This window comes from Stenotrophomonas sp. 22LJNL06-5-1, from assembly GCF_056861455.1.
This window is the reverse complement of record NZ_JBSPUE010000004.1, coordinates 28,833-53,521: the sequence shown is the minus strand read 5'-3', so window position 1 is coordinate 53,521 and position 24,689 is coordinate 28,833. Positions and strand designations below refer to the sequence as shown.

The 24,689-nt window shown below is 67.4% G+C and carries 25 protein-coding genes; 9 read left to right on the top strand and 16 right to left on the bottom strand.

Going from position 1 to position 24,689, the window contains the following annotated elements; all coding sequences use genetic code 11:
* Nucleotides 1-3 precede the first annotated feature (3 nt).
* From AC13GF_RS10475 to AC13GF_RS10465, 3 genes are all read right to left on the bottom strand, one after another.
* On the bottom strand, nt 4-1,161 hold the full coding sequence (locus AC13GF_RS10475) for an ABC transporter permease (RefSeq protein ID WP_126928225.1): 1,158 nt from the start codon (nt 1,159-1,161) through the stop codon (nt 4-6).
* Between the two features lie 14 nt (nt 1,162-1,175).
* Nucleotides 1,176-1,865: an ABC transporter ATP-binding protein gene (locus AC13GF_RS10470; protein ID WP_004137569.1), complete on the bottom strand. Its 690-nt coding sequence runs from the start codon at nt 1,863-1,865 to the stop codon at nt 1,176-1,178.
* A gap of 102 nt (nt 1,866-1,967) precedes the next feature.
* On the bottom strand, nt 1,968-3,218 hold the full coding sequence (locus AC13GF_RS10465) for an efflux RND transporter periplasmic adaptor subunit (protein ID WP_483004559.1): 1,251 nt from the start codon (nt 3,216-3,218) through the stop codon (nt 1,968-1,970).
* Nucleotides 3,219-3,420: 202 nt separating this feature from the next.
* On the opposite strand from AC13GF_RS10465, the gene AC13GF_RS10460 reads away from it, so the two are divergent.
* The 4 genes from AC13GF_RS10460 to AC13GF_RS10445 are packed head-to-tail and all read left to right on the top strand — an operon-like array spanning nt 3,421 to nt 6,916.
* A complete protein-coding gene (locus tag AC13GF_RS10460) occupies nt 3,421-4,317 on the top strand; it encodes an ABC transporter ATP-binding protein (protein WP_483004558.1) in 897 nt (298 codons plus the stop codon).
* Complete coding sequence (locus AC13GF_RS10455; protein WP_483004557.1) at nt 4,314-5,096, top strand: ABC transporter permease; 783 nt, start codon at nt 4,314-4,316, stop codon at nt 5,094-5,096. Before AC13GF_RS10460 ends, AC13GF_RS10455 begins: the two co-directional genes overlap by 4 nt.
* A 6-nt stretch (nt 5,097-5,102) precedes the next feature.
* The gene (locus tag AC13GF_RS10450) at nt 5,103-6,317 is read left to right on the top strand and encodes a sensor histidine kinase (RefSeq protein WP_483004556.1); all 1,215 of its coding nucleotides are present in this window, start codon (nt 5,103-5,105) and stop codon (nt 6,315-6,317) included.
* Nucleotides 6,314-6,916, top strand: coding sequence for a response regulator transcription factor (locus tag AC13GF_RS10445; RefSeq protein WP_483004555.1), 603 nt, complete (start codon nt 6,314-6,316; stop codon nt 6,914-6,916). Before AC13GF_RS10450 ends, AC13GF_RS10445 begins: the two co-directional genes overlap by 4 nt.
* Before the next feature lie 596 nt (nt 6,917-7,512).
* Here the strand turns inward: AC13GF_RS10445 and AC13GF_RS10440 are convergent.
* The 9 genes from AC13GF_RS10440 to AC13GF_RS10400 form a co-directional block, all read right to left on the bottom strand.
* Entirely contained in the window at nt 7,513-8,049 is a 537-nt protein-coding gene (locus AC13GF_RS10440) for a cytochrome b (RefSeq protein WP_075675584.1), read from the bottom strand.
* On the bottom strand, nt 8,046-9,149 hold the full coding sequence (locus AC13GF_RS10435) for a catalase family peroxidase (RefSeq protein ID WP_483004554.1): 1,104 nt from the start codon (nt 9,147-9,149) through the stop codon (nt 8,046-8,048). Before AC13GF_RS10435 ends, AC13GF_RS10440 begins: the two co-directional genes overlap by 4 nt.
* 136 nt (nt 9,150-9,285) lie before the next feature.
* Nucleotides 9,286-10,653: a leucyl aminopeptidase family protein gene (locus AC13GF_RS10430; protein ID WP_483004553.1), complete on the bottom strand. Its 1,368-nt coding sequence runs from the start codon at nt 10,651-10,653 to the stop codon at nt 9,286-9,288.
* 3 nt (nt 10,654-10,656) lie between these two features.
* Nucleotides 10,657-11,376, bottom strand: coding sequence for an HAD family hydrolase (locus AC13GF_RS10425; RefSeq protein ID WP_483004552.1), 720 nt, complete (start codon nt 11,374-11,376; stop codon nt 10,657-10,659).
* A gap of 31 nt (nt 11,377-11,407) precedes the next feature.
* A complete protein-coding gene (locus AC13GF_RS10420; protein ID WP_483004551.1) occupies nt 11,408-12,517 on the bottom strand; it encodes an AI-2E family transporter in 1,110 nt (369 codons plus the stop codon).
* A 67-nt stretch (nt 12,518-12,584) separates the two neighbouring features.
* Nucleotides 12,585-13,052, bottom strand: coding sequence for a protein sip-5 (locus AC13GF_RS10415; protein WP_126928214.1), 468 nt, complete (start codon nt 13,050-13,052; stop codon nt 12,585-12,587).
* On the bottom strand, nt 13,049-13,519 hold the full coding sequence (locus AC13GF_RS10410) for a phage holin family protein (RefSeq protein WP_483004550.1): 471 nt from the start codon (nt 13,517-13,519) through the stop codon (nt 13,049-13,051). Before AC13GF_RS10410 ends, AC13GF_RS10415 begins: the two co-directional genes overlap by 4 nt.
* A gap of 8 nt (nt 13,520-13,527) precedes the next feature.
* Complete coding sequence (locus tag AC13GF_RS10405; protein WP_032128158.1) at nt 13,528-13,893, bottom strand: hypothetical protein; 366 nt, start codon at nt 13,891-13,893, stop codon at nt 13,528-13,530.
* A gap of 101 nt (nt 13,894-13,994) precedes the next feature.
* The gene (locus tag AC13GF_RS10400; protein WP_483004549.1) at nt 13,995-15,428 is read right to left on the bottom strand and encodes a Do family serine endopeptidase; all 1,434 of its coding nucleotides are present in this window, start codon (nt 15,426-15,428) and stop codon (nt 13,995-13,997) included.
* A 491-nt stretch (nt 15,429-15,919) separates the two neighbouring features.
* Between AC13GF_RS10400 and AC13GF_RS10395 the strand changes: the two genes are divergently transcribed.
* A complete protein-coding gene (locus AC13GF_RS10395) occupies nt 15,920-16,813 on the top strand; it encodes a histone (RefSeq protein ID WP_483004548.1) in 894 nt (297 codons plus the stop codon).
* A gap of 107 nt (nt 16,814-16,920) precedes the next feature.
* A complete protein-coding gene (locus AC13GF_RS10390; RefSeq protein ID WP_483004547.1) occupies nt 16,921-17,616 on the top strand; it encodes a hypothetical protein in 696 nt (231 codons plus the stop codon).
* A gap of 15 nt (nt 17,617-17,631) precedes the next feature.
* Here AC13GF_RS10390 and AC13GF_RS10385 read toward each other — a convergent pair whose 3' ends face one another.
* Together AC13GF_RS10385 and AC13GF_RS10380 are read right to left on the bottom strand one after the other, a co-directional pair.
* Nucleotides 17,632-17,991 (bottom strand): DUF1428 domain-containing protein, encoded by a 360-nt coding sequence (locus AC13GF_RS10385; protein ID WP_005407745.1) that lies wholly within the window; start codon nt 17,989-17,991, stop codon nt 17,632-17,634.
* A gap of 91 nt (nt 17,992-18,082) precedes the next feature.
* Entirely contained in the window at nt 18,083-20,488 is a 2,406-nt protein-coding gene (locus AC13GF_RS10380) for a S9 family peptidase (protein WP_483004546.1), read from the bottom strand.
* Between the two features lie 210 nt (nt 20,489-20,698).
* Between AC13GF_RS10380 and AC13GF_RS10375 the strand changes: the two genes are divergently transcribed.
* Nucleotides 20,699-21,271, top strand: coding sequence for an OmpO family porin (locus AC13GF_RS10375; RefSeq protein WP_032130335.1), 573 nt, complete (start codon nt 20,699-20,701; stop codon nt 21,269-21,271).
* A 190-nt stretch (nt 21,272-21,461) separates the two neighbouring features.
* Nucleotides 21,462-22,139, top strand: coding sequence for a response regulator (locus AC13GF_RS10370; protein WP_483004545.1), 678 nt, complete (start codon nt 21,462-21,464; stop codon nt 22,137-22,139).
* 6 nt (nt 22,140-22,145) lie between these two features.
* On the opposite strand, the gene AC13GF_RS10365 is transcribed toward AC13GF_RS10370, so the two are convergent.
* Nucleotides 22,146-22,583 carry a DUF6165 family protein gene (locus tag AC13GF_RS10365; RefSeq protein ID WP_049403467.1) on the bottom strand — a complete coding sequence of 146 codons (438 nt, stop codon included), beginning with the start codon at nt 22,581-22,583 and terminating at the stop codon, nt 22,146-22,148.
* A gap of 100 nt (nt 22,584-22,683) precedes the next feature.
* Here AC13GF_RS10365 and AC13GF_RS10360 point away from each other — a divergent pair, with 100 nt between their 5' ends.
* Complete coding sequence (locus AC13GF_RS10360; RefSeq protein WP_483004544.1) at nt 22,684-23,412, top strand: TorF family putative porin; 729 nt, start codon at nt 22,684-22,686, stop codon at nt 23,410-23,412.
* On the opposite strand, the gene AC13GF_RS10355 is transcribed toward AC13GF_RS10360, so the two are convergent.
* Nucleotides 23,409-24,557, bottom strand: a complete 1,149-nt coding sequence (locus AC13GF_RS10355) for an MFS transporter (protein WP_483004738.1) — start codon at nt 24,555-24,557, stop codon at nt 23,409-23,411. The two genes, AC13GF_RS10360 and AC13GF_RS10355, sit on opposite strands and share 4 nt — an antisense overlap.
* Nucleotides 24,558-24,689: the final 132 nt, after the last annotated feature.

Sequence of the window (24,689 nt, the reverse complement as noted above, 5' to 3'; positions counted from 1 at the left end):
TCCTCAGCGGCCGGCCAGTGCGTCGACGATCTTCAGGCGCTTGGCACGCAGCGCCGGCAACAGGCCGACGATGATGCCGATCACCACGATCAGGCCCAGCCCCATCAGCCAGGTCGGCGTTGGCACGTGCGGCGGCAGCATGCCCATGCTTTTCGGGCCGATCGCCGGCAGGATCAGCGCGGCCAGGCCCATGCCGATCAGGCCACCCAGGCCGATCAGCAACACCGACTCCACCATCACCAGGGTCAGCACGGTGCTGTCCTTGAAGCCCAGCGTCTTCAACGTGGCCAGTTCGGGCACGCGCTCGCGCACCGCCTGCGCCATGGTGTTGCCGGTCAACAGCAGCAGAGTGAAGAACACCGCACCCATGATCGAAGTGACGATCATGCCGATGTCCGCGAACTGCTTGACGAAGGCCTGCTGGAAGGCTGATTCGGTCTGGGTCTTGGTCTCGTGGTCGGAGTTGGCCGAGATCGCATCGATCGCCTGCGCCACCCGCGAGGACTGGTCCGGGTTGTCCAGCGTCACGGTGTACCAGCTCACCTGGTTCTTGATGTAGTCGTTGGATTCATCGAAGTACTTCCAGTTCATCATCAACTGGCGTTCTTCGTTGGAAGCCTGTGCCGGATCCCTGGAACGATAGATGCCCTTCAGCTCCAGCGGCCAGTCGTTGCTGCCGCCCCGCGGGAAGATGGTGGCCTGCAGCGGGATGGTGTCGCCGATCTTCCAGCCGAACTGCTTGGCCAGGGTTTCGCCGACGATGGCGCCGGTGCGGGTCTGCTTCCAGTCTTCCAGCTGCGCCGGGTCGATCTGCAGTTCGCGGTAGACATCGAAGTAGTTGGGTGACACCGAGAAGTTCGGGAAGAAGTTCTTCGGGTCCTGGTAGATGCCACCGAACCACATGCCATAGGCCACATCACGCACGCCGGCGACCTGGCGTATCTGCGTTTCCAGGCGGATCGGCAGGGATTGGGTGATCGACAGCCGCGAAGCAACCACCAGGCGGTTGGCGCCTTCCACGCTGCCACCGGAGGTGAACGCCACGCGCACCGAGTCGAGCATGCCGAACAGCAGGAACGCGGCCACCACCGAGAGCAGGGTCAGCAGGGTGCGCGTGCGGCTGCGGAACAGCTGTGCCCACACCAATGAGAAGTATTTCATCGCCGTGGCCTCCGTCAGTGGGCCAGCGGCGCGTCGGCCAGCTCGCCCTTGTCCAGGTGCACCGTGTGCGTGGCGTACTCGGCGGCCTTCGGGTCATGGGTGACCATGATGATGGTCTTGCCGTGCTCGCGGTTGAGCTGCTGCAGCAGGCCGAGGATCTCTTCGGCCGATTGGCGGTCGAGGTCGCCGGTGGGTTCGTCGCAGATCAGGAAGGTCGGGTCCGAGACGATTGCCCGCGCGATCGCCACGCGCTGCTGCTGGCCGCCGGACAGCTCATTGGGGCGATGGCTGCGGCGGTCGGCCAGACCGACCAGGGTCAGTGCGATCTCCGCATTGCGCCGGCGCTGTGCAGCATTGAGGTGGGTCAGCAGCAGCGGCAGTTCCACGTTCTTTTGCGCGGTCAGCATCGGCATCAGGTTGTAGAACTGGAACACGAAGCCGACGTGGTGGCTGCGCCAGGTCGACAGCTGGCCGCCGCTCATCTGGTCGATGCGCTCGCCTTCGATGCTGATCTCGCCACCGCTGGGGTTGTCCAGGCCGCCGATTAGGTTGAGCAGAGTGGTCTTGCCCGAGCCGGATGGGCCCATCAGCGCGACGAAATCGCCGCTGGCGATGTCCAGGTCGATGCCGTGCAGCACCTGCACTTTCTCGGGGCCACGCTGGTAGGTCTTGGTGATGTTGCGCAGTGAAACCAGGGTCGACATGGGTGGTTCTCCACGGAAGGCGGGAAACAGGGAAGCGCACCTGCGGTGGCCGCAGGCGTGCGTCGAGCGGTGTTGCCGGCGGCGCCCGTGGGCGCCAGGCCGTTACTGCGCTTGTTTCTGTTGCACCTTGGCGCCATCGCGCAGGGTGTCCGGCGGGTTCACCACCACCGATTCACCTGCGCTCACGCCCTTGAGGATCTGGCGGTCCTTGCCCATTGCCTGGCCGGCCTCGACCGTGCGCTGCTGCACCCGGCTCTCGTCACCCAGCACGAAGGCCACCGAGGCGCCCTCGCGCTGGACCACGGCGCCGCCCGGCACGCGCACACCCTGCGGCTTGGCGGCCGCCTGCGGCTGCGCCTGTTCCAGGAAACTGACCCGCACGCCCATCTCCGGCACGATGCGCGGGTCTTTCACCTTCAGCGCCACGCGCACCTTCACCGTGGCCTTGCCGCGGTCGGCGGTGGGGATGATGGCGATCACCTCGCCCGGAATCTTCCACTCCGGGTAGGCGTTGAGCGTGGCTTCCACCGGCATCTTCGGCTGCACGCGGCCGATGAAGGCCTCGCCGACCTCGACTTCGATCTCCAGCGAATCCATGTCGACGATGGTGCCGATCCCGGTACGGGTAAAGCCGCCGCCCGCCGACAGCGGCGAGACGATTTCGCCAGGCTGCGCTGCCTTGGCGGTGACCACCCCGGAGAACGGCGCGCGCACGATGTTGTTGTCCACGCCCAGGTCGGCGATGGCCAGCTGGTCGTTGGCGACCTTGACGTTGCGCTGGGCGGTCTCCAGCTGCGCACGCAGGCTGTCGCGCTGGGCCACGGCTTGGTCGTACTGCGAGCGCGACACCAGCTGCTGGCCGATCAGCGCCTGCAGGCGGCTGGCCTCAGCGGCGGCCTGCTTCTGTTGTGCCTCCAGCCCGGCCACCTGGCTGCGTGCGGCCTGCAGCTGCGAGGCATACAGGCTGCGCTGGGCATCGGCATCGATCGGGTCCAGCGTGGCCATGATCTGGCCCTGCTCCACGCGCATGCCTTCCTCGATCATCACCTCGCGCACCTTGCCGGTGATCTTGGCCGAGACCGTGGCCATGCGCCGGGCGACCACGTAGCCACTGGCGTCGAGCACCGAGCTGCTGGCGTTGCCCTGCTGGATGGCCACCGCGGGCACGGTTTCCACTTCCACGGCCGGCGCGCGGCCGAACAGGAAGGCCACGGCGGCGGCGATCAGCAGCACGACCACGATGATCGCGATCCACAGCCAACGACGGCCACCGCCATTGCTACCACCGGAGGCGGGCGGCGGCGATTTGCGGTCGATACGGAGTTCCTTCAACAGCTCGGCAGAAGCGTTCATTCGTTCCATCACAGGCGTTCGGGCGGGTGTGGCCGGAAGAGCGGACGGCGGCGGTTCCGGCGGTGGAGCGTGCGGCACAGCATGAAGGCAGGCACAGCGATGACGGCAGTGACAGCTGTCATCCGATGACACTGACGGCGGCAACTGCGAAATGTGACCACGGCGGCACAGGATGGCAACGTCCCCGCTACCGGTACCGCCCATGGATCCGATCGCCCCGTCGCTGGCCCGCCTGCAGCAGGTGCAGGTGCGCTACCGCGACCATACCGCCCTGCATGGCATCGACCTGCAGGTCCGCGCTGGCCAGGTGCTGGCATTGCTGGGCCGCAACGGTGCCGGCAAGAGTACCGCGATCAGCGTGCTGTTGGGCCTGCGCCGCGCCGATGCCGGCCAGGTCGAGCTGCTCGGCGGTGACCCGCAGCAGCTCAGCAGCCGCCTCGGCCTGGGTGTGATGCTGCAGAGCACCAGCCTGCCACCGATGCTGCAGGTGGACGAACTGGTGGCGCAGGCCAGCGCCTGCTATCCGGACCCGATGCCGTTGCAGGAGGTGCTGCAGCGCGCAGGCCTGCAGGCACTGGCACGCCGCCGCTACGGTCAGCTGTCCGGTGGCCAGCAGCGCGCGGTGCAGTTCGCCATCGCACTGTGTGGCCGCCCGCGCGTGCTGTTCCTAGACGAGCCCACCACCGGCCTGGACATCCAGGCGCGGCAGGCGATGTGGCAGGCGATCCGGGAGCTGGTGGCCGAAGGCTGCGGCGTGCTGCTGACCACCCACTATCTGGAGGAGGCCGAAGCGCTGGCGCAGCAGGTGGTGGTGCTGGAGCAGGGCCGGGTGCTGGCCGATGCACCGTTGAGCGAGCTGCGCCTGGCCGATCGGCCGCGCCGCATCCGCTGCCGCAGCGTGCTGACTGTTGAAGATGTACAGCAGTGGCCGGGTGTGCAGCAGGTGCAGCGCGACGGCGAGCACCTGCAGCTGCTGGCGAGCCCGGCCGAGCCGGTGGTGGCGCGTCTGCTGGCCGCCGATGCACTGCTGCGTGAGCTGGAAGTACAGGGCGCGGCACTGGCCGACGCCTTCCTCGACATGACCCGGGAGGCCGCATGAACACGATGACCTGTACCGGCACCACACCCGCGCCGCCATCTGCCTGGCGCCAGGCCCTGCGTCCGTACCGCGCTGAACTGGTGGCCGAACTGCGCCGCGCCTGGCGCACGCCGGCCTTCGCGGTGCCCTCGCTGCTGTTCCCGGTGTTGTTCTATCTGTTGTTCGGCGTGCTGCTCGGGCGCGGTCACGCGCCGCTGTACCTGCTGGCCACCTACTGCGTGTTCGGCGCGATGGCCCCGGCGCTGTTCGGCTTCGGCGTGCAGCTGGCGCTGGACCGCGAAGGCGGCCTGCTGACCCTCAAGCGCGCGCTGCCGATGCCGCCGGCGGCACCGTTGCTGGCACGGCTGGCGATGGCGGTGATGTTCGCGCTGCTGGTGGCCTCGTTGTTGATCGGCGTGGCATCTGTGCTGGGTGGTGTGCAGCTGCACGCCCTGCAGGTGCTGCAGCTGCTGGCGGTGGCGGGCCTGGCAGCGCTGCCGCTGGGCGCGATCGGCCTGCTGATCGGCAGTCATGTCAGTGCCAGCGCGGCACCGGCGATGGTCAACCTGGTCTACCTGCCGCTGGCCCTGCTGTCGGGCCTGTGGCTGCCGCTGTCGGCGCTGCCGAAGCTTTTCTCGACGATGGCCCCACTGTGGCCGACCTGGCATCTGGCGCAGCTGGCGCTGCCGGTGGTCGGGCTGCCGTCGGTGGGCAGCATGGCCGGCCATCTGCTGGTGCTGCTGGCGGTCACGGTGGTGGCGCTGCTGCTGGCGCGCCGCCGCCTGCGCCGGATCGGCTGAACTGGCATGATCGGCAGCGATCATTCCCGCCTGGATTCTTCCGTGTCGTCGAGCTGGCTTGCGTCCCTGCTGCGCCCCGCACCGGATTCGGCGGTGGCCGACCTGCTGAGGCGTGGCAAGTCGCCCTGGAGTGGTGCGATCCACCTGCTGTGGTCGGTCTGGATCTTCCTTACCCCGGTGCTCGGCAACGGCTTCACGGTGCGCTGGCTGCTGCTGACCGTGGCCAGCTATCCGCTGTTCCTGCTGCTCTATGCGAAGGTGATGCTGGCGCCACGGCACCACGCATGGCGCTACGCGCTGGGCATGATCCTGATGGCTCTGGTGCTGCTGCCGTGGTATCCGTCGGGACTGAGCTACTTCGTGTTCGGTTGCGTGATGATCCGCATGAGCAGCCGTGGCGGCTGGTGGGTGTACCTGTTGCAGCTCACCGGCCTGAACCTGTTGTTCTGCGGCGCTGCGCTCTACGTCGGCTATCCGTGGCAAGCCATGGTGTGGATGCCGGCCGTGTCGTTCATCGTCGGCCTGGTGGTGAACGTAGAAGCCTTGAGCCATCAACGGGACGTTGCCCTGCAGCTGTCCCAGGACGAGGTGCGGCGGCTGGCCACCACCGCCGAGCGCGAACGCATCGGCCGCGACCTGCACGACCTGCTCGGTCACACCCTCTCGCTGATCACCTTGAAGCTGGAACTGGCACGCAAGCTGTACGACCGCGATGACGCGCGTGCACGGCAGGAGATCGGTGAGGCCGAGGCCATCGCCCGCGAGGCGCTGGCCCAGGTGCGCAGTGCGGTGACCGGCATCCGCGCCAGCGACCTGGCCGGCGAGCTGGCATCGGCGCGCCTGCTGCTGGAGTGCCAGCAGGTACACCTGCAGTACACGCCGCCGCCGCCGATGCCGGTCGACGTGGAACGTGGGCTGGCGCTGGTGCTGCGCGAGGCCGCGACCAACATCGTGCGCCACGCACAGGCGACCCGCGTGCAGGTGGATTTCATGCTTGAGGAACGACAGTTGGTGATGCAGATACGCGATGACGGCCGCGGTGGCGTACAGGCCGAGGGCAATGGATTGTGTGGCATGCGCGAACGGGCGATGGCGCTGGGCGGCCAGTTGTCACTGCAGTCGCCGCGCGGAGAAGGCACGGTAGTGACCGTGCGCGTGCCACTGGTGGCCGCGACCACGTCGCTGTCGCCAGCGTCACTGGCGCAGGATGGTGCCGCATGATCCGCATCCTGCTGGCCGAAGACCAGGCGATGGTGCGCGGTGCATTGTCGGCGCTGCTGGGCCTGGAGCCTGACATCGAGGTGCTGGGCAGCGCTGCTGACGGCGAGGCGGCGTGGCGCATGCTGCAGCAGCTGCAGCCGGACATCCTGGTCACTGACATCGAAATGCCCGGCCTGTCCGGGCTGGAGCTGGCGCAGCGCATCGCCCGCCATGAGCTGCCGATCAAGGTGGTGATCGTGACCACCTTCGCCCGTGCCGGCTTCCTGCGCCGCGCGCTGGAAGCGGGCGTGCTGGGCTACCTGCTGAAAGACGCACCGGCCGAGAACCTGGCTGATGCCCTGCGCAAGGTGAAACAGGGCATCCGTGCGATCGACCCGCAGCTGGCGCTGGATGCGTGGTCGCAGGCCGACCCGCTGAGCGACCGCGAGCGCCGCGTGCTGCGGCTGGCGGGCGAGGGCCGTACCGCCAGCGAGATCGCCGAACAGCTGGGGTTGTCGCACGGCACGGTGCGCAATTACCTGTCCGAGTGCATCGGCAAGCTGGGTGTGGCCAACCGGATCGAGGCGTACCGGCTGGCAAGGCAGAAGGGATGGTTGTAGGGGCGGCCTGCTGTTCCCGGTGATGTCGTTTCCGCGACCGCGGGTGGGTGTCACTTTCTTTGCTCGTGCAAAGAAAGTAACCAAAGAAACACGCCGCCAGAGCGCGAGCCGGTGCTGCGCACCGGTTCCCTGCGCTTCTCGGTGAATCAGGGGACGGCGCCGAACTCGCTTCGCTCAGACACCGGCGCCTCTGCGCCCCTGATTCCCCTGCGATGCTCGGCTCGCTCAAGGCGGACCCAAGAGCAAAAGCCGCAGCTGCACTCAGTAGAACCGCGCCATGCGTGGATGCTCTAGCCGTTGATCTTGCCCTTCCAGTCCGCCTTCAAGCGAGCCGAGCACCGCAGGTCCGGCGAGGGCGAAGAGGCACCGCTGTCCTGTAGAGCCGACTGCTAGTCGGCTGGCTTTCCGCACCGTCCCTTGACGGACCGAGGAGCGCAGGGCACCGGCGTACAAAGCACGTCGGCTCGCGGCCGGCGGAGCGTTTCTTTGGTTACTTTCTTTGCGCGCAAAGAAAGTGACACCCCTCCGCGGGCGCGGAAACGATCCGCCGGGCATGGCCCGGCGCCACTCATGCGTGGGCGCAGAGGAGCTCGCTCTCAATCCTTCCCGCGCGCCATCGCCTGGAACACGCCATCGCGCCGTACCCACAGGTGGAACAACGCCGCACCCACGTGCATCAGCACCGTGGCGAACAACACATACGCCAGCAGGCTGTGCGCATTACGCAGCGCGGCATACAACGCCGGAGTGTGCGGCACGATCGGCGGCAGATGCAGGCCACCCCACAGCACGATCGGGTAACCGCCAGCCGACAGCATCGCCCAGCCGATCAATGGCATCGCCAGCATCAGTGCGTACAGCATCCAGTGCGAGGCCTTCGCTGCCAGCACCTGCCAGGCGGGCAGGTCGGAAGGCAGCGGCGGTGGGCGATGGCGCAGCCGGTTGTACAGGCGCAGCAGCACAAGCACGCCGATGGCGATGCCCAGTGGGCGGTGCAGGTCGATCAGCATCGGTCGCAGATGCAGCGAGGCGACCATGGTCACGCCGATGAACAGCATGGCGATGATCATCAGTGCCATGGACCAGTGCAGCACCCGCGCCAGCAGGTTGAAGTGGCCGTTGCCGGTGCTCATCGTGCGGCCTCCTTCGGTTGCTCGACGTTGCCGGTGGCGCGCTCGCGTTCGCGGCGGTTGAAGGACTGCGAATACACCGCCGAGCGGGCGGCCAGGATCGGATCGTCACTACCGCGCACGCCGCTGGGCAGGATCAGCGGATCGAAGTTGATCTGGCCGCACGCGCCTTGTTCCTGCGACTGCATGCGGTCCAGGCTGAGCACGCCGGCCACCACCTGATCACGCGACTCGGGCCACGGCACTGACGGATCATCAATGGCATCGCCGGGCTCGGCGGTGGTCACGACCAGGTTCCAGCGCACCGGGCCGCTGGCCAGGCGCTGCTGCAGTTCCTGGCTGAGGAAATCGACGCTGGCCTGCTTGCGCGTTTCCGCCTCCATTTCCACCACCGGCGCCTGCGGCTGCCAGCGCCAGCGCACCGCGCGCTTCTGGCCCTGCGCATTGGTGAACCAGAAGCTGTTGACGCTGTTGAAGGTGGTGTCGGCCCAGCTGCTGGTCCACGGTGCCGTCTTGGCCCACTGCTGGAAGGCCTGCGCACTGGGGTATTTGGCCAGCACTGCCGCCATCTTCTGCGGGTCGGGCTTGCCGGTGGCCGGGTCGGGAATGGAGGCGCGCGTCTGTTCGAAGAAGGCTTCGGCGTTGGGCACGGCGAAGAACGGGAAGCTGTTCATCGCCATCCGCCATTCCTGGCCGTCATCGCTGACCATCTGCACCGCCAGGCTGCGTACGCGTGCGGTGTTGTCGGCGCCGTAGGGATCACCGCCGCCGATCGACAAGCGGCCCATCACCGGCACACGGGCCTGCGAGAACACGCGGGCGCTGGACAGGGTAGGGGCCTGCGCACTGGGTTCGAACCAACCGCTTACGCAGATGCCCTTGCTGTGCGCACGACGGAACCCGGGATGGGCGGGGCCGGTAGCTTCGATGGTGTCGGTGAAGCGCTGCGCGGTCAGGCGGTCGCCGATCCAGCCGGCCAGCCAGGCGAAGGCCAGCGCGACGGCGCCCAGAATGAGCGCGATCAGTGCGATCCAGGGCAGGGGGGAATGCTTGCGCGGTGCGCCCGGTGTCTGGCCGGCGCGGGTGTAGCGGAAGAGCGACATGGTCGGGTTCCTGCCTTCACGGAGCGTGTGGGTGGTCGACGCACACATCCTCGCAGAACCCTTCCAGGCCCGGTATTCAAATTTTCGTCAGATTTGGCGGGGACGGCGTGCCGACCAACGGTCGGCACCCACCCGATCAGCTGTAGCGCTGCTTCAGCATCGCCCACGCCGAGCGCAGCGCCAGCGCTTCGCCACCGGCCGGACGGCCCGGGCGTTCGCCATCATTCCAGGCGTACACGTCCAGATGCGCCCAGCGCTGGCCGTCTTCCAGGAAGCGCTCCAGGTACAGCGCGGCGGTCACCGAACCAGCCATGCGCGAACCGGCATTGGCCAGATCGGCGATGCCGCTGGTCAGGTAACGCAGGTAGGGGCGCCACAGCGGCATGCGCCAGACCGGGTCGCGGGTCGCATCACCGGCCTGCAGCCATTGCTGCGCCACGCTGTCGTCATTGCTGAAGAGCGCCGGCAGATCCGGGCCCAGCGCGATGCGCGCGGCGCCGGTGAGGGTGGCGAAGTCCAGCACCAGGTCCGGTTTCTGCTCGCTGGCGAAGGTCAGTGCATCGCACAGGATCACGCGGCCTTCGGCGTCGGTGTTGTCGATCTCCACGCTCAGGCCCTTGCGGGTGGCGATCACTTCGCCCGGGCGGAACGCATCCGGGCCGATCGCGTTTTCCACCGCCGGCACCAGCAGGGTCAGCCGTACCGGCAGCCCGCGTGCCATCACCAGGCCGGCCAGGGCCAGTGCATGCGCGGCGCCGCCCATGTCCTTCTTCATGTTGCGCATGCCGTCGGCCGGCTTGATGTCCAGACCGCCGGTATCGAAGCACACGCCCTTGCCGACCAGCACCAGTGCCGGATCGGTGTCCTTGCCCCAGCGCAGCACGACCAGGCGCGGTGCGCGGTGCGAGGCACGACCGACGGCGTGGATGGCCGGGAAGTTCTGCTTCAGCAGCTCATCGCCGGTGATCGCCTCGACCTGCGCGCCGTGCGCATCGGCCAGCGCGCGCGCGGCGTCTTCCAGCTGCTGCGGACCCATGTCTTCGGTCGGGGTGTTGACCCAGTCACGTACGCGCAGGCTGGCGGCGATCAGGTCGGCCACTTCGCCGGTCGGCTCAGCCACCAGGCGCGCCGGCGCACGGTGGCGCTTGCGATAGCGGTCGAAGCGGTAGCTGCCCAGGCCCCAGCCCAGCTGCAGCAGCGCCAGTTCGGCGGCCGGCAGTTCGCTGGCCAGCTGCCACACGCTGCCTTCCGGCAGGGCATGCGGGGCATGCGAATAGCTGTAGGCATCGGCGCGATCACCGACACCGATCACCGCACCGGCCAGGCCATCGGCGCCGGGCAGCAACGCCGTGGTGAAGGCACCGGCGGTGAAGCCCTGCGACGCCAGCCATGCCTGGGTGGCGGCCGGCTGCCCGTCCTTCCAGGCCGCGAACTGCTCGCGGTCCAGCACGTACAGCGGCAGTGCTGCGGCGGTGTCTGCGGTGAATCCAGTGATCTCGCTCATGCGTCAGGTACTCCGGGGTGCGGCAGCGTCGAGGTTGGCATCCAACCAGTCGGCCAGGCCGGTGAGGGTGTCGAACTGCAGGTCCGGCTGCAGCTGCGGATGGGTCCAGGTGGCTGCTTCGCGGTTGATCCAGCAGCCGCGCAGGCCGGCGGCGATCGCCCCGGCCACGTCCATCTCGGCGTGGTCGCCGACGTGCAGTACCTGTGCCGGCGCAACACCCAGTCGGGTGCAGGCGGCGTGGAAGATGCTCGCTTCCGGCTTGGCCGCGCCGTGTTCGCGCGCGCCCAGCTGGAAGACGAAATGATGGGCCAGGCCGATCCGCTCCAGATCGGCATTGCCGTTGCTCAGCGCTGCCACCGGCACCCGCGCGGCAATCCGCGCCAGCGCATCGATCGCATCGGGGTAGCACTCGACCTGGTTGCGCGCGGCGAAGAACACTTCATACGCCGGCTCCAGCAGATCCAGGCTGGCACCACTGGTGTGCAGCGCTTCGTGCAGGGTCAGCCGGCGCAGTGCGCTCAGGTCGTGATGGAGGTGCGGATGGGCGTGGTACAGGCGCTCGCGCAGTTCGCGCATCGCCGCCACCGGATACATCTCGGCCGTGGCGGGGCTGTGTTCACGCATCCACTCATGCAGGACCAGGTCGATGCGGGCGCCGATCGGAGCGAACGGCCACAGCGTGTCGTCAAGGTCGAGGGTGATGGCTTGGACGGGGAAATTCACCCCGCCATTCTACCCCTGCCCGCGCGGGCTTTCATTCCAGCAGGCGTGCCCAGCCCTGCATGCCGTCCAGCCGTGCCAGCACCAGCTTGATGCAGACCAGCAGTGGCACCGCCAGCAGCAGCCCGATCATGCCCCAGGCCCAGCCGAACACCATCAGCGCCAGGATCAGCACCAGTGGCGACAGCTTCATGCGCCGGCCCAGCACGATGGGGGTCACCATCTGCCCTTCCAGGGTGTGCAGGCCCAGGTAGGCGGCCGCCGGCAGCAGCGCCTGCAACGGGTCGCGGAACTCGACGAAGCCCATCAGCAGCATCAGCGCCACGCCGATCAGCGGGCCCACGTAGGGAGCGAAATTCAGCAGCGCGGCCACCGTGCCCCACAGCAACGCTTCCTGCAGGCCGATGCCGAGCAGCATCAGCACGCCGGCGAACACCAGCCCGACCAGGGTGTTGATCACGCTGATGGTCAGCACGTAGCGCGAAACCTCGCGCTCGATCGAACGCAGGATGTCGCTGGTGAAGCGCTGCTGCTGGCGGTTCGGGAACAGCGCGATCGCCGCGCGCTGCAGGCTCTGCCCGTAGATCATGAAGAACAGGGTCAGCAGCACCACCGCCAGCACCGAGGCGGCCAGCCGCGGCGCACGGGTCAGCATGCGGTACGGGTCGTCGAGCTGGGCGCGGATCACCTGCACCTTGCGGTTGCTGTCGCCACCGGCAACGCGGGCGAAGTTCTCCGCGGCCTGGTTGGCCTGCTGCACCGGCTTGGTCAGGTCCTGCACCTGGCGGGCGATCTTGCGCAGCTGCTGCGGTGCTTCCTGTGCCCATTCCATTGCCGGGCCGATCAACTGCACCGCCAGCGAACCGGTCACGCCCAGGCCGGCACCGAGGATCAGCAGTGCGCCCAGCGCACGCGGAATCCACAGCTTCTGCAGCAGGCGCAGGATCGGGTTGCCGACCAGCGCGAAGAACATCGCCAGCAGCACCGGCAGGATGATGTCCTGCGCTGCCCACAGCGTGTAGCCCACCGCCAGGGTCGCCAGCACCACCAGCGACATCGGCCCGCGCGGGCGCGAGGGGGGCGGCAGCGGTGCCTCCGGTTGTTCGGGGCCGGCCGGTGACGGGGACAGGAGGGACTCGCTCATCGACGCACCAACCGGGAAGGGGAGCGCATTATCCGCCGGCCGCGATCGGCGCGGCGGATTCCATGGATCAACGTTCGGACAGCTCGGTGGCCGCTTCGGCCGGACGCGGTCCGCGCAGGTCCAGTTCCGGTTCTGGCTCCGGCACGGAGCGTGGTGCCGGTGCCGGCCGTGCGTCGGCAGCGGAGGCCGCCGCCTGTGCCTGTTCGCTGGCATCGTCGGCTTCTTCGGCCGCGTCGTCGGCGCTGGCTGCGGCCTGCGCCGCCATCGCCGTGGCGAACGCCGCCTGCGCACTGGCGAACAGGTTCGAGACCGAACCCACCATCTGCAGCCAGCGGGCACCGTTGACCTTGCCCGGCACTTCCAGCTTGCCGGCGATGAAGCCACCGGCCAGGCCGACCACCACGATGCGCAGCGGCGACCAGCCTTTTCGCCAGACGTCGCTGAGCGTGGACCAGTGGTCCTGGGTTTCGCCCAGGCGAACCGTCACCACCTGTTCGCAGCGTTTCACCCGCCGTTGCAGCGCGCCGAACTTCATGGCTTGCCCTCGGGCAGCTGCACCTCGGCATCGGGATCGTCTTCGCTGGGCTCGTCGAACAGGCCCAGGCGTGACAGCTGGCGCCGGGTAGCGTGCATGCCGGTGTGGTGGAAGAAGTAGGACACCCGCCAGATCGCATAACCGGTGACGGCCAGGCTCAGCAGCGAGGTGATCAGCAGGGCCTGCAGCCAGCTCAGGCCCCAGCTCTGCAGCAGGGCGATGAGGGTGGCGGCCATCAGCAACCAGGCCGAGGCACCGAACACGATCGCCACGCCAGCCCAGGCCAGCGCACGACCGAACGCACTGCGTGCCATCGCGAAGTCGGCCGAGGCCAACCGGCGCAGCGAGCGCAGCGTGTACTTGGCCGAATCGGCAGCGGCACGACCGGCCGCACCGACCTGTCGGATGCTCTCATCCAGCGGCGGGGTGGCCGCTGGATCAGGGGCTTGCGCGTTGTCTTCGCTCACGCCGCGGCTTACTTGTCGCTGCTGCCGCGGGCCAGCTTGGCGATGATCCAGCCGGCAGCGAAGGCAACACCGAACGAGGCCAACGGACGTTCACGGATCAGCTCAGCGGCGCTGTCGATCAGATCCTTGCCCTTGTCCATCAGCGCGTCGACCTGTTCCTTGGCGGCGGCACCACCGAATTCGGCGGCGGCCAGGCCGGACAGCGCGCTGTCGGACAGTTCAGCCTTGACGTTGGCCTTGCCGATACGCAGTTCGTCGCCGGCTGCGCCGGTTGCACCCTTGATCGCACCGCCGGCGGCCGACGCGGCCTGCTTCAGGTGGGAACCGGCTTCACCCAGGTGTTCCTTCAGGTTCTCGGTATTGGTGGGGCTCATCGAATCACTCCTGTTGCGATGGGGGAACGGGTGTCGGCGGTGCCGACCTGGACTGACAGCAATAGCATTGCCGGGGTATAGGGGGTGTTACGGCAGGGCGATCAGCGCATCACGAGCTGGCCCTGCTGCTGGCCATTGTTGCGCAGCACGCGTATCACCAGGGTCGGCGGGCGCTGCTGGAAGTTGGCGCGCCAGCTGGCCAGGTCGGCGAATTCGCCCACCGTGGCATCGGTGATGATGTCGCCCTGCTGCAGGCCGTTGGTGGCCGCGCGGCTGCCGCGCTTGACCTCGCTGACCAGCACGCCGCCGACACCGGACTGGCGCAGCGACTCGGGCAGGTCGACGAAGGTGGCCCCGGTCAGGCGCGGGTCCAGGCTCTCACCGGTGACCGCGCGCGCCTGTTCCTTCAGCGTTGCCTTGATCTGCAGCGGCTTGCCTTCGCGGCGTACGTCCAGCGTCAGTGCGCTGCCGACCGCGGCCAGGCCTTCCACGTTGTGCAGGGCTTCGGCGCTGTCCACGCGTTGGCCGTTGGCCGAGACCACCACGTCGCCCGGCTTCAGGCCGGCAGTCGCAGCGGCCGAACCGGCCAGCACGCGGGTGACCAGCGCGCCGCGGGTTTCGCCCAGGCCCAGGCCCTGCGCGATCTGCGCGGTCAGGTTCTGGCTTTCCACGCCCAGCGTGCCGCGCACCACCACGCCGTGCTTGACCAGCTGGTCGACCACGCTGCGTGCCAGGTTGGAGGGAATCGCCAGGCCCAGGCCGATGTTGCCGGCCATGCTGCCCTGCGGGTTGAAGCTGGCGGTATTGATGCCGACCAGCTGGCCCTGCAGATCGACCAGTGCGCCACCCGAGTTGCCCGGGTTGATCGATGCATCGGTCTGGATGAAGTTCTGGTAGCCCAGCCCGCGGATGCCGCTGCGGCCTACCGCCGAGACGATGCCCGAGGTGACCGTCTGGCTGAAGCCGAACGGATTGCCGATCGCCACCACGAAGTCGCCCACGCGCAGCTGGTCGCTGTTGCCGAGCTTGATGTCGGTCAGGTTCTGCGCCGGAATGCGGATCAGCGCGATATCGGTATCGCGGTCCGAACCGAGGAACTCGGCCTTGACCGTGCGCCCGTCGGCCAGTGTCACCTGTACGTCATCGGCGTTGTCGATGACATGGTGGTTGGTCAGCACCAGGCCCTCCTTGGCGTCGATGATCACGCCCGAACCCAGCGATTCGTTGATGCGTTCCTGCGGGATGTCCGGGAACAGGCGGCGGAAGAACGGGTCGTTGAAGAAGGGATTGCGTACGCGCACCACCTGCTTGGTGTTGACGCTGACCACTGCCGGCATCGCCTTTTCCAGCATCGGTGCCAGCGACGGCACCGCCTGTCCGGCTGCCGAGGCCGGCAATGCCGCCGTCGTCGGCAGTACCGCTGGCAGCGGCGCGGCGTCGGCACGGTTGCCCAGGTGGGCATTGATGCCGGTGGCAACGAAGCCACCGAAGGCGGCGGCGATTGCGAGCGTGAGCAGGGTGGGAAGCGGTCGCATGGGAGTCGGTTCGCTGGCGTGGGTGGGGGCGGTTCGGCCCTACGGTAAAACAAGCTGAATGAGTGTGTCGCGATCTGGATAAATGCGCCATGAAAACCCGGCGCCCGGAACGCGGTTCGGCATCGCCCTCTGTGGGGCGGTGGCGACAACATCGGGCGTGCTTCTCAACGTGCCGACGTCGGCCGAAGCGCGTGTGGATACAGGCCGATACTTGCGCAGTTCTGCGCATCCTGGTGCCGCGATGCGCCATATCGCACGCCTTTCGCCGCATTCGGGCAGGTGCGCGCAGGCAGCATCTGCCGCCACCCGGATCGTGCGGCGCAGCACTGAAAAAAAGGGGTTTCCTGTCAACCCGCTGTGCTGGTGAGGGTGCTCGGCTACACCATCGCCGTCGCAGCAGATGCGATTGCTGGCACATGCCCCGTTCCACGATCGTCAATGTCGGTATAGCATCGCCCCGTTTTGATACTTAAGGCCCGCAGGAGGGCAACATGAGCAACGGTAATGGTGTGTCGGTCGTGACCGACGCCGTCGAGAACGTCAAAGAAACCGCCACCAACGTTGGCGAGACCATCGCCCACGCTGCCGAAGACGCAGTGAAGTCGGTCAAGAAGACCGTCAAGCGCGCCACCAAGGCTGCCGGTACCCGCGTTGCCAAGGCCAAGAAGGCTGTGGCCAAGGTCGAGAAGACCGTTGCCAAGAAGGCCGAAAAGGCTGCCAAGTCGGTCGGCAAGACTGTTGCCAACGCCAAGAAGAAGCTGGAAGCCGCCAAGAAGAACGCCAAGGCCGAAGCCGCTGCCCTGAAGAAGGAAGTGGCCAAGAAGAAGGCGGCTGCAGGCAAGGCTGTGACCAAGAAGGCCGCCGCTGCCAAGAAGACCACCAAGGCTGCCACCAAGGCTGCCGGCAAGAAGGTCGCTACCGTGAAGAAGGCTGCCACCAAGAAGGCTGCCGTCGCGAAGAAGACCGTTGCCAAGAAGACCGCGGCCGCCAAGAAGGTTGTCGGCAAGAAGGTCGCCACCGCCAAGAAGGCTGTGGCCAAGAAGACCGTCGCCGCCAAGAAGGTCGCTGGCAAGAAGGCCGTGGCTGCGAAGAAGGTTGTCGGCAAGAAGGTTGCCGCCACCAAGAAGGTCGCCACCAAGAAGACCGCCGCCGCCAAGAAGGTTGTCGGCAAGAAGGCTGCTGTGGCCAAGAAGGCCGTCGGCAAGAAGACCGCGGCTGCCAAGAAGGTTGTCGGCAAGAAGACCGCTGTTGCCAAGAAGGCAGTTGGCAAGAAGGTTGCCGCCACCCGCAAGACGGTTGCCAAGAAGGCTGCCCCGCTGAAGAAGGCCGCCGCCAAGAAGGCTCCGGCCAAGAAGGCCGTGCGCAAGGTCGCCAAGCGCAAGTAATCGCGCCGTGACCGAAGGCCCTGCCACCCACCGGGTGGTGGGGCCTTTCGCGTTTCTGGGGCGCGGTCTGGGGCAAGATGCAGGTTCTTCCCGCCGGAGCCCCGGGCATGCGTGGTATCGACTTCAGTTCCTGGCAGGGCGTGCTGTCCACCTTGGCCGGCCTGGTCCTGATCACCCTGCTGGGCGTGGGCATCCGCCTGCTGGTGATGCAGACCCTGCAGCAGCGCCGCGAGCGCGAGAACCGACAGATCAACGAGCGGCTGCGCACGCTGATGGCGGCCTACAAGACCCTGGGCGGTTCGTTCACCGGTGAACTGGGCGTGGATCCCAGCCACCGCCGTGACCTGCGCCAGCGCGAAGATGCCGAAGGCATTGCCGAACCCCGCTCGGATCGCGCGCGCCGCATCCGCGATGCCGTTGAAGCGGCGCTGTCGGACATCCTGCTGCTGGGCACCGACGAACAGGTGCGGCTGGCTGCGCGCGCTGCCAACGATCTTGCACAGGGGCGACCGGTGCACACCCACGAACTGGTGGTCTCGCTGCGCGACTTCGTGCGCGAAGCGCTGGACCTGGCGCCGATTCCGGCCGACCTGCAGATACCGCCGCAGGGGCCGACCCGGCCGGGCGGTGCCAGTGGCGGTGGCAAGGGCCGCAACGACGGCGATGCCAAGGGCGGTCGTGCGGGTGGAGGCGGCGGTGGCGGTGGCGGAATGGGGGCCGGCACGGGCGGTGTGGGCCTCGGCGCCGGCGCCGCACTGGGCGCCGGCCATGCCTCCGCCAGCGATGAAACGGACGCGCGCTGAGCACGTCCGCCCGGTTCAGCGGGTCAGTTCGTAGATCGGCACGAAGCCACCGTAGATCATCCGCGCGCCGTCGAATGGCATCGGATTCGTTGCCGGATCAAACCTCGGGTCTTCCATCATCTTCTTCATGCCGGCGTCGCGGGTCGGCTTGTCCGGCCATTCGATCCAGGAAAACACCACCGTCTCATCCGGCGTGGCTTTCACCGCGCCGAAAAAATCGGTGGTCTTGCCGTGCGGTACGTCGTCACCCCAGCACTCGACCACGCGCAGCGCGCCGTACTCGATGAAAACGGGATCCCCTGTGCGTGCATGGGCGAGGAACTTCTCCTTGTTGGCGGTGGGCACCGCCAGGACGAAACCATCGATGTAGCTCATTGCCTGCCTCCGGATGGACCGTGCCGCATGCACGGCCTTCAAGTACCCGACGAACCAGGGCGTCGGGGATCGACATCCTGTGTGCGCCTGTTCAGCCCGGGCCACCGGGCAGCGGTGCCAGCACCGTATCCGGTGGCTGCTGGCCGGCCAGGTGGCGCACGAAGTAGTCCCACATGCGGTGCGTGTAGGTGGCGTCGTTGCGGAACAGTTCGTGGTCCTGCCGGGCCAGGTACAGCAGGTCGTAGCGGCGCTGGGCCTTGTTCAGGGCGGCGGCCAGCTGCAGGGTCAGCGCCGGTGGCGCGTTCTCGTCCAATTCGCCATAGACCAGCAGCAGATGCCCGCGCAGGTTGCCGGCCAGTGCCGCATTGTCGAGCCCGGCAAAGGGCGCCGGCACGCCATCGGCCATGGCCGTAGCTGGCAGCACGCCACCGAACAGCCGGTCCATGCCGTGCAGGGCGCCGCCGTACATGCCCTGGAAATTGTGGCTGCCGGCCGAGGCCACGCCCACCTTGTAGAGCGCCGGATAGCGCAGCAGGGCGCGCGCTGCACTGTAGCCGCCGAACGAATGCCCGTAGATGCCGACCCGCTGCAGCTCGATGCCCGGGTAGCGTTCGCCCAGCTGGCGCAGCGCGGCCACATGGTCATCCAGCTGCACATCGGCGGCGTGCAGGAAGCTGCTGTCATGGAACGCCTTGTCGCGGCCACCGGTGCCGCGCGCATCGATGCTGACCACCATGAAGCCGAGTTCGGCCAGGCTGGCGCGTGACACCGGGTTCAAGGCAGACACCGCCTCGGCGTAGGTCACCGGCGCATTGCTGATGAAGGAACCACCGTACATCGCATCGATCACCGGGAAGCTGCCGTCATCGCGATAGTCACGGGGCAGGTAGACGGTGGCGAAGATCGGCGTGCGCCCATCGGCGGCCAGCAGCCGCTCGCGCCGTGGTGGACGCCAGCCGGCAGCAACGATCGCGCTGTCATCGGCTGTTTCCAGCACCATCACTTCACGGCCGTCATCGCTGGCCCGCAGCACGGTGCGTGGTGGCTGGTCGAGACGGGAAACGGTATCTACCAGATAGCCACCACCAGGCGATAGCGCCTGGGGGGCGCGCGCGCCGAACAGCGCGCCGGTACCGGCATCGGCCATGTGGTCGTTGCCATCGGCGGCCAGGCGCTGGACCGGGCCGCCCTGCAGCGATACCCGGTACAGGCCGCGCACGTAGGGGTCGCCACCGTCGACGCCACCGGCGCTGAAGTACGCCCAGCCACCCGCAGAGTCCACACCCAGCAGGTCACGCACCACCCATTTGCCGCGGGTGAGCTGGCGCAGCACCTTGCCATCGGACAGGCGCACCCGGTACAGATGGCCCCAGCCATCGCGCTGCGAGAACCACACGGCGGTGTCCTGCCCGGGCAGGATGGCCACCGCGGGCCGGTTGTAGGAATACACGTTGAGCTGCAGGCGAGTGTCGCTGGCTTCTTCCAGAACCGTACGCAATGCACCGCTGTTGGCATTGATCTCCACCAGGCGCAGCCTGCGCGGTGTGCCAAAGTGCGCGATCACGGCATACAACCGATCACCGTCCCAACCCAGGATGCCGGCCTCACTGAGCGTGTTCCAGCCCTCGGGCAGCACGATGTCATGCTGCCTGCCGCTGAGGATATCGATCACATACAGGCTGTCGCGGACCTGCTGTGCATCGCCCAGCACACCCAGCTTCACGGTATGCACGCGCGGCCGCGCGCTGTGGGTCGGGCTGCTTTCCAGATAGGGGTAGTCCTGCAGCGCGCGTTCGTCGTAGCGGATGCCGGCCACGTAGCGGCCATCGGGGGACCAGCTCACCGCGAACGGTCGTGCTGGCATCCTGCCCTGGCGACGTGGAATGCCGCGCAGGGTGAAGTCCGGCAGTACGCCATAGCCATGACCGGTTTCACCGCCGTGGGTCAGTACCTGCGGCGCCGTTCCTCCAGAGCGCTGCAGCCACAGGTTGTGATCGCGTACCTGCAGCCAGGCGTCAGCCCCGGGCGAAGGCAATGCATCGGCTGGCGGCGACGCCTGTTGCGCGGCCGTGCACTGCAGGCGTGGCCATTGGCAGTTGATCGCCGCCTCGCCGTTGAACTGCAGGCGCAGGCCATCATCCAGGACCTGCACGCGGTTCAAGCGCAGGCGTGGCCCGCCGGCACCGAGAGGTGCAACTGCAGTGTCCAGCGCATCGGGTTCGAACAGGATCTGGCGCGTAGCCTGGACGGGATCGACCAGTACCGCCTGGCGCCGGCCCTGTGTGTCTTCGCGTTCGTACCAGAAGCGCCCATCGGCCAGCCAGTGGGGCAGGACCGAAGCATTGCGCAGCGCACCGCGCAGATGACTGTCATGCACGCGTTCAGCGCGCTGGTAGTCAGCCGCCTGCAGCGCGTGCGCAGCGTGGATCGGGAACAGAGCCGCGCAGGCCAGGAGCGCGGCGCGAACAGGCATCAGCAGCGGATCGGAAACGTGCAAGGCAACCTCCTGTTGCAATCGACGACGAATCACAAATGCACGCGCACCGCGCGCGTATGCCAGAGACAGCCTGAATCAAGCCAAAAAATTCAGCAATGCGAAGACCGCTGTTTTCAGGGAGCGTTGTGGCGAATAACGGAGAATTTACATTCCCGATGCGATGGCGCCCTGGCGCTGCTGCACACCATAAGAAAGTAAAGGTGTACCCCCATGAAGAATTCGCTGATTGCTCTGGCCCTGGCCGCTGCCCTGCCGTTCACCGCCTCGGCTGCTGAGAACCTGTCGTACAACTACGCCGAAGCCGACTACGCCAAGACCGACATCGACGCGTTCAAGGCCGACGGCTGGGGCGTGAAGGGTTCGTACGGCTTCCTGCCGAACTTCCACGCTTTCGGTGAGTACAGCCGTCAGGAAATCGACCACACCAACATCAAGCTGGACCAGTGGAAGATCGGCGCCGGCTACAACGTTGAAATCGCTCCGACCACCGACTTCGTTGCCCGCGTTGCTTACCAGAAGCGCGACCAGAAGCACGGCCTGGACTTCAACGGCTACAGCGCTGAAGCCGGTATCCGCACCGCCTTCGGTGCCCACGCCGAAGTCTACGGCATGGTCGGCTACGAAGATTTCTCGAAGAAGCACGGCATCAATCCGGAAGGCCAGTGGTACGGCCGCCTGGGTGGTCAGGTCAAGCTGAACCAGAACTGGGGCCTGAACGGCGAGCTGAAGATGAACCGCGACGGCGACAAGGAATACACCGTCGGCCCGCGCTTCAGCTGGTAATTGCTTCCTCGGCGCGCGTGCGCGCTGAAGATGCCTCGACAGGCCCGGCCCATGCCGGGCCTGTTGCGTTGTGACGACCCGAAACCGCAGCTGAGCATGTTCCGGGGCCGCTGCTGCGTTGCAATAAATTGGATTCCGCTGCTCCCGGCGCGGGCCTACGGTGGGCACTTCGTATCGTCGGATCCGTGTGATGCCGCCTGCCGTTCCCGCTCTGCCCCTCGATCGGCCCCGCCGCCTGGCAATGCTGGCGCCGCATCCCGTGCTGCGTCTGGGGGTGGAGGTGGTGCTTTGCCAGCACGGTGGCGTGCAGGTCTGTGGCAGCTTCACCCGCGAAGGTGATCTGCTCGATCTGCTGCAGCGCCAGCCGGATGGCATCGACCTGTTGTTGATCGACCTGCTGGCGCCGTGCGGACCCGAACAGGGCCTGTCCCTGTTGCGGCTGTTGTCGCGGCGCTGGCCGCTGCTGCCGGTGCTGGTGCTGTCTGCGCACTGCAATGCCAGCACGGTGACCATGGCGATGCAGGCCGGCGCGCGCGGCTTTCTGTCCAAGGGAACCACGCCGGAGATGCTGCGGCGCGCAGTTGACGTACTGGCGCGTGGGGGCCGCTTCGTGCCCCCGGAGTTGCGCACGCAGTTGAGCCGATCGCGCATGCGGCGCACACCGGCGCCGGTGCTCACGCCCTTGAGCCGACGTGAGCGCGAGGTGCTGCGGCTGGTCCTGCAGGGCTGCACCACCGGGGAGGTGGCGCGGCGCTTCGGGCGCACGGCCAGTACGGTCAGCACGCAGAAGCGGACGGCCTACGAGAAGCTGGGCATCCACAGCGATGGTGAGCTGTTCCGCATCCGGCACCTGCTCGAATGCGGATGAGCGGGCTTATTCGCCCTGGTACTGCTTCTCTTCCACCAGCGCCGAACCGGCCACACGGTTGATCTCGTTCTTCACCTGCACGCGCTCGCCATTGGTGCCATAGACACCGCGTGCCAGCTGGATGAACGCATCGTCGAACACCTGGGCCGCTTCCTTGTCGCGCAGCTGGTCCTGGATGTCCCACATGCGCTCGTTGATCGCCTTCAGCTGCTGCTGCAGCGCGGCCAGGGCCGGCTGTGCCTGCAGCTGCTGCTGCAACAAGGGCAGCAGGCCGTCCAGTTCGGTGCGCACGTTGGCCAGCTTGGCCGCATCGTCGATGCGCTCGGCCTTGATCTGGAGAATGGTGATCTTGTCGATCAGCTCGCCGATCGATACCGGGGTCAGGATAGCGTCCACGCGGTTGGTTCCTGGAAACAGGGCGCCATGATACCGCGCTGCTGGCATGTGGCCCCGATTCACGGGATTTACGCCGAATTTGCGCCACGGGCCCGGTAGCACCCTCGATCCGTTACGGCCACCGCCTCGACACTGCGTTCCCGGCGGCATGACCGCCTTCGACGAGGAACACAGTGCAGTGAACAGCAAGGGGATGATGGCGGCGGTGGTGGCCGCCCTGGCAGGGCTGCTCGGGATCGGCAGCGCGCAGGCACAGGTGCAGGTCAGTGGCAGTGCCGCATTGACCAGTGACTACGTGTGGCGCGGCAGCTCGCAGAGCGACGGCGACCCGGCGGTGCAGGCGGGCGCGAAGGTTTCGATCCCATCGGGCTGGTACGCCAGCGTGTGGGGTTCCAACGTTTCGTTCAAGCCGGACAACGGCGCGCGCAGCGAGTTCGATCTGGTGGCGGGCTGGTCCGGTGCGCTGGCCCCGGACTGGACACTGGATGCCAACCTGACCCGCTACGTGTACCCGGGCACTGGCCGCGCGCTGGACTGGACCGAACTCAGTACCACCGTGACCTGGAAGCAGCGCGCCTGGTTGCAGGTCGCGCATTCCAACGACGCGCTGGCCGGTGGCCATCGTGGTACCTATGCCCAGCTGGGCGTGCGTGTGCCGCTGCACGAGCGCTTCCGCCTGGAAGCCGCGGTGGGCCAGTACTGGCTGGCCACCGCGCAGGGGCCGGACTACCTGCATGGACAGCTCAGTGCCGTCGCCACGCTGGCCCCGGCATGGGAGCTGCGCGCCACCGTGCATGACACCGACAACGCGGCCAAGCGCCTGTTCCCGGGCAACGCCGGTGGCCGATGGGAGTTGGCACTGCAGGGCAGCTTCTAGTTGGCAGCCGAGGCCTGGCGCGCGCGCAGCGCGCCGGGCAGCCACAGCAGCAGTGCCAGCACGGCCACGGCGGCACCGGCCACGCAGACGCCGGTCCAGCCGAAGCGCTGGTAGACCTGTGCCGACAGCAGCGAACCCAGCGAACCGCCGATGAAGTAGCCGGTCATGTAGCCGGCATTGAGGCGGTTGCGTGCCGCAGGCTGCAGCGCATAGATCAGGTTCTGGTTGCTGACGTGCAGCAGCTGCGCGGCCAGATCCAGCACCACTACGCCGACCAGCAGCGCCAGCAGCGAGTGTGCCGACAGCCCCAGCGGCAGCCACGAGAGCAGCAACAGCACCAGCGCGATGGCGGTTGCACGTCCGGTCTGGCCGCGGTCGGACATGCGGCCGGCCAGGCCGGCCGCCAGCGTACCGGCGGCACCGACCAGTCCGAACAGGCCGATGGTGGCGTCGCTGTAGGCGTAGGGCGGTTGTGCCAGCAGGAACGCCAGTGGCGTCCAGAAGATCGCGAACATGGCGAAGCTGCAGGCGCCCAGCAGCGTGCGCTGGCGCAGCACCGGCTCCTGCACGAACAGCACGCCGATCGAGCGCAGCAATGCGAAGTAGCCAAGGCCGGCGCTGTGGTGGAAGCGCGGCAGGCCGCGCTGCAGTGCCAGTGCGGTCAGCACCAGGGTGCCGGCGGCGATCGCGTACACCAGCCGCCAGTCGCCCAGGCTGGAAAGCAGGCCGGCCACGGTACGTGCCAGCAGGATGCCCAGCAGCAGGCCACTCATCAACGTGCCGACCACGCGACCGCGATGTTCCGGCGCGGCCAACGTAGCGGCGAACGGCACCAGCACCTGTGCCACCACCGAGAACAGGCCGGTGATCGCGGTGCCCACCAGCAGCCAGGTCAGCGACGGCGCGCAGGCACTGATCACCAGCCCGCCGGCGGACAGCAGGCTCATCACCACGATCAGGCGGCGGCGTTCGAACAGGTCTCCCAGCGGCACCAGCAGGATCAGTCCGGCGGCATAGCTCAGCTGTGCGGCAGTGACCACCATGCCAACCTGGCCGAATGGCACACCGAAGGCATCGGCAATGGTGTGCAGCAGCGGCTGCGCATAGTAGTTGCTGGCCACGGCCACGCCGGTAGCCACCGACATCAGCAGCACCTGCCAGCGGTGCAGAGGGGGGAGGGACGGACTCACGCGGTGTTCCAGAAAGCGGGGTGCACAGTGTCCGCCTGCTGCGGTCATGATGGAAATGAATCATCATCATCCATGTCATCTTGAAAC

Excerpts from the sequence above, each read along its gene's own strand:
- AC13GF_RS10475 (WP_126928225.1), bottom strand. The coding sequence starts at position 1,161 with ATGAAATACTTCTCATTGGTGTGGGCACAGCTGTTCCGCAGCCGCACG.
- AC13GF_RS10470 (WP_004137569.1), bottom strand. The coding sequence starts at position 1,865 with ATGTCGACCCTGGTTTCACTGCGCAACATCACCAAGACCTACCAGCGT.
- AC13GF_RS10465 (WP_483004559.1), bottom strand. The coding sequence starts at position 3,218 with ATGAACGCTTCTGCCGAGCTGTTGAAGGAACTCCGTATCGACCGCAAA.
- AC13GF_RS10460 (WP_483004558.1), top strand. The coding sequence starts at position 3,421 with ATGGATCCGATCGCCCCGTCGCTGGCCCGCCTGCAGCAGGTGCAGGTG.
- AC13GF_RS10455 (WP_483004557.1), top strand. The coding sequence starts at position 4,314 with ATGAACACGATGACCTGTACCGGCACCACACCCGCGCCGCCATCTGCC.
- AC13GF_RS10450 (WP_483004556.1), top strand. The coding sequence starts at position 5,103 with ATGATCGGCAGCGATCATTCCCGCCTGGATTCTTCCGTGTCGTCGAGC.
- AC13GF_RS10445 (WP_483004555.1), top strand. The coding sequence starts at position 6,314 with ATGATCCGCATCCTGCTGGCCGAAGACCAGGCGATGGTGCGCGGTGCA.
- AC13GF_RS10440 (WP_075675584.1), bottom strand. The coding sequence starts at position 8,049 with ATGAGCACCGGCAACGGCCACTTCAACCTGCTGGCGCGGGTGCTGCAC.
- AC13GF_RS10435 (WP_483004554.1), bottom strand. The coding sequence starts at position 9,149 with ATGTCGCTCTTCCGCTACACCCGCGCCGGCCAGACACCGGGCGCACCG.
- AC13GF_RS10430 (WP_483004553.1), bottom strand. The coding sequence starts at position 10,653 with ATGAGCGAGATCACTGGATTCACCGCAGACACCGCCGCAGCACTGCCG.
- AC13GF_RS10420 (WP_483004551.1), bottom strand. The coding sequence starts at position 12,517 with ATGAGCGAGTCCCTCCTGTCCCCGTCACCGGCCGGCCCCGAACAACCG.
- AC13GF_RS10415 (WP_126928214.1), bottom strand. The coding sequence starts at position 13,052 with ATGAAGTTCGGCGCGCTGCAACGGCGGGTGAAACGCTGCGAACAGGTG.
- AC13GF_RS10405 (WP_032128158.1), bottom strand. The coding sequence starts at position 13,893 with ATGAGCCCCACCAATACCGAGAACCTGAAGGAACACCTGGGTGAAGCC.
- AC13GF_RS10400 (WP_483004549.1), bottom strand. The coding sequence starts at position 15,428 with ATGCGACCGCTTCCCACCCTGCTCACGCTCGCAATCGCCGCCGCCTTC.
- AC13GF_RS10395 (WP_483004548.1), top strand. The coding sequence starts at position 15,920 with ATGAGCAACGGTAATGGTGTGTCGGTCGTGACCGACGCCGTCGAGAAC.
- AC13GF_RS10390 (WP_483004547.1), top strand. The coding sequence starts at position 16,921 with ATGCGTGGTATCGACTTCAGTTCCTGGCAGGGCGTGCTGTCCACCTTG.
- AC13GF_RS10385 (WP_005407745.1), bottom strand. The coding sequence starts at position 17,991 with ATGAGCTACATCGATGGTTTCGTCCTGGCGGTGCCCACCGCCAACAAG.
- AC13GF_RS10375 (WP_032130335.1), top strand. The coding sequence starts at position 20,699 with ATGAAGAATTCGCTGATTGCTCTGGCCCTGGCCGCTGCCCTGCCGTTC.
- AC13GF_RS10370 (WP_483004545.1), top strand. The coding sequence starts at position 21,462 with ATGCCGCCTGCCGTTCCCGCTCTGCCCCTCGATCGGCCCCGCCGCCTG.
- AC13GF_RS10365 (WP_049403467.1), bottom strand. The coding sequence starts at position 22,583 with ATGCCAGCAGCGCGGTATCATGGCGCCCTGTTTCCAGGAACCAACCGC.
- AC13GF_RS10360 (WP_483004544.1), top strand. The coding sequence starts at position 22,684 with ATGACCGCCTTCGACGAGGAACACAGTGCAGTGAACAGCAAGGGGATG.
- AC13GF_RS10355 (WP_483004738.1), bottom strand. The coding sequence starts at position 24,557 with ATGTCGGTGGCTACCGGCGTGGCCGTGGCCAGCAACTACTATGCGCAG.